Annotated in this window: 2 protein-coding genes; one reads left to right on the top strand and one right to left on the bottom strand. The window is 69.6% G+C overall.

Annotated elements, in window-relative coordinates; translation table 11 throughout:
* Positions 1 to 13: 13 nt before the first annotated feature.
* Positions 14 to 1,258, bottom strand: a complete 1,245-nt coding sequence (locus ACFQ7Q_RS38000) for a serine hydrolase domain-containing protein (RefSeq protein WP_383563805.1) — start codon at positions 1,256 to 1,258, stop codon at positions 14 to 16.
* A 499-nt stretch (positions 1,259 to 1,757) separates the two neighbouring features.
* Between ACFQ7Q_RS38000 and ACFQ7Q_RS38005 the strand changes: the two genes are divergently transcribed.
* Positions 1,758 to 2,816, top strand: a complete 1,059-nt coding sequence (locus ACFQ7Q_RS38005; RefSeq protein ID WP_383563802.1) for a hypothetical protein — start codon at positions 1,758 to 1,760, stop codon at positions 2,814 to 2,816.
* Positions 2,817 to 2,895: the final 79 nt, after the last annotated feature.

Genomic DNA, 2,895 nt, shown 5'->3' on the forward strand with positions numbered 1-2,895 from the left:
GCCCCCGTCCGGTTCAGCGGCGTTCGGGCAGGTCCTCCTCCGCCTTCGGCAGCGCGGCGAACCCGCGCGCCGTCGGCGGCTTCTTCCCGCAGAACGCGGCCTCCAGCGTCCCGCCGAGCGCCGTGTTGGCGGCGCCGTGGTTCGAGGTGTTGGCCGTCGCGGCGAGGCTGCGCCGACCGTCCCGGGTCGCGAAGGCGTAGGTGTAGAAGCCCTGGACGGTACCGGTGTGGCCGTACACCTGGGTGCCGCAGGACAGGTCGTAGCGGCGCAGTCCGAGCCCGTAGAAGCGCGTACCGGTCGTGTCCGTGGGGGTGACCGTTGTCATGGCCTCCGTCATGCGCGGCGAGAGCAGCTTGCCGCGCATGAGCGCGGTCGTGAAGGTGTTCAGGTCAGCGGGGTTGGAGATGACGGCCCCGGCCGACTGCGCCCAGGACGCGGTCTGTTCCGTGGAGTCCACGAGGGGGGCGCCGGCCTCGTCGGGATGGAGGTAGCCGCGCACGTGCAGGCCCTTGATCCGGGTGTCGGGGTGTACGTAGGAGGTGTTGCGCAGTCGCAGGGGCTTGATGATGCGGCGCTCGTACTCCTTGGCCACGGGGTTTCCGGTGGCCTTCTCGATGAGCATGCCGACCACCACGAAGTTGGTGTTCGAGTACGCGTAGGCCGCGCCGGGCTCGATGGTGCGCGGTTCGGCCAGGGAGAGGTCCACCAGCTCCTGGTAGCCGAACACCCGGTTCCGTACGGCTTCGAATCCGGGAACCGTCTGCGCGAACATCTTCTCGGTGTAGTCGGGCAACCCGCTTCGGTGCGTCAGGAGGTGACGTACCGTGATCCGCTCGTCGGGCAGCAGGCCGGGCAGGTAGCGGTTCACGGGGGCGTCGAGCTCCACTCTGCCCTCGTCCACCAACTGGAGCAGGACGACGCTGGAGAAGGTCTTGCTGACGCTGCCGATCCGGAAGCGCGCCCGGGTGTCCATGGGCTCTCCCGAGACCCGGTCACGGACTCCCACGGTCCGGGTCCGGACTCCGTCGGGGCCGGTGAACCGGGCCATCGCGCCCGGTGCGCCGTTGGCCATGGCCGCGTTCAACGCCCCGGCCACACCTTCCATGTCGGGGGCGGGAACCGGGCGTTCGGCGGTCTTGGCGGGGACGGCGGCGCGGGAGGGCGCGGCGGACGCGCCGGCGGCGGGGGCGAAACCGGCCACGAGCGCGGCGATGACGGTGGCGCTCGCGACGAGACGTCGGTGGGGCGTGAGTGACAGGTTCACTTCTGCGGCTTCTCTTCCTGGTCGTGGAGCCGGTGCGACGCAGGGGCCGGGGTATGAGTCACGCGTCCCGAAGGCTCGATCCATGCGCAGCTTCCGGCCCCCGGGGATCAAGAGTCTCAACGCGCCGACGAGGTTCCCGACACGGAGAGTTGAGCCTGTTGTGGCCGGTTCGATGTCCGTCGAGGCGCGCCGGCTGGCCGTTAGTGGCGGATCATGGCCAGCTTTGGGATCGAATTTGAGCCAATCCCGACCAGAAGGATCGTTTCATTCTGTACAAACTGGTCTGATCGAAGACCGAGGGCGGCGGTGCCGGGTTGCGGATCGGCCGGGATGGGAAGGTTGGTGGCGCAAAATGGCGGGAATCGCTCGACGTCCGTCCCCGGGACAGTAGTGGAGCGTCGACCTCCGGCACCCAGCCGGTCGGCCGACACGACCTTCGCATGTGCAGCGCGCTCACGTCCTCGCTTGTTGCCGACAGGGAGGTAGGGATCCCATGACAGTGCAGGACATCGAACTCCCGATACTGCGGATGCCGTACCCGGTGCGGGTGAACCCGTGCCTTCCGGCCCTGCGCGAGGAGGCCGAGACGTGGGCGCGCGAGACGGGGATGCTGACCGGCGAGGAAGCCCCGGGCGCCCGCCGCGCGATCTGGACCCGGCCCCAGTTCCACGCCATGGCCGTCGACCAGTTGACGGCGTGGACCCTTCCCGACGCCTCGCTCGCCGCCCTCCGGCTCAATCACCGGTTCAACCTGTGGGCCCTGGCCTGGGACGACTACTTCGCCTCCGCCTTCAAGCAGACGGGCAACCTCGCCGGCGCACAGGTCTTCACCGCCCGTCTGCACGACTTCCTGCCGCAGGACCCGGGCGCCCGGCTGCCGGAGCCGGTCAATGCCGTCGAGAGGGGAATGGCAGACCTCCAGCAACGTCTGTTCCCCCCGAGCCTCGCGCACTGGCGGCAGCGGCTGAACGGCGCCCTGGCGAAGTACATCGACGCCGGGGTTCAGGAACTGGCCAACAGCCTCGCCGGCCGCGTCCCCGACCTCATCGAGTACGCCCAGTTCCGCCGTGAGAGCTTCGCGGCGTACACCGCCCCGTACTCCGTCGAACTCGCCACCGGCGCACGGATCCCTGAGCGGATCCGGCGCAGCCGGACCGTCTGCGCCCTGCTGGACGCCTTCATGGACTACATGGGACTGGCGAACGACATCGCCTCCTATCAGCGCGAGGTCCACGACGAGTACGACGTCAACAACCTCGTCGTCGTCCTCGAGACGTCCCTGGACATCACCGTCCAGGAAGCCATGCACGCCGCCGCCGATCTGGTGACCGCCCGACTGCGCCACTTCGAGCACCTGTCACAGAGCGAACTGCCGCCGCTCGTGCGGCAGGTCGGGCTGGACCACGGCGAACGGATCGAGCTGGAGGCGTGGCTCGGCGGTGCCCGCGGCTTCCTGTCCGGTCTGCATGCCTGGTACACCGGGGCACCCCGCTACGCACCCATCGGCGGCCCGATCCCGGAGCAGCGGATCGCCGGCATCACCGTGCCCTGACGGTACGGGCGTGAGGCGCGACCCGTGAGGCGCGTGCCGGACCACGGGCGAGGGGCTGCCGGACCGCATGGTCCGGCAG

Source organism: Streptomyces sp. NPDC056527 (assembly GCF_042794475.1).
Lineage (GTDB): Bacteria > Actinomycetota > Actinomycetes > Streptomycetales > Streptomycetaceae > Streptomyces.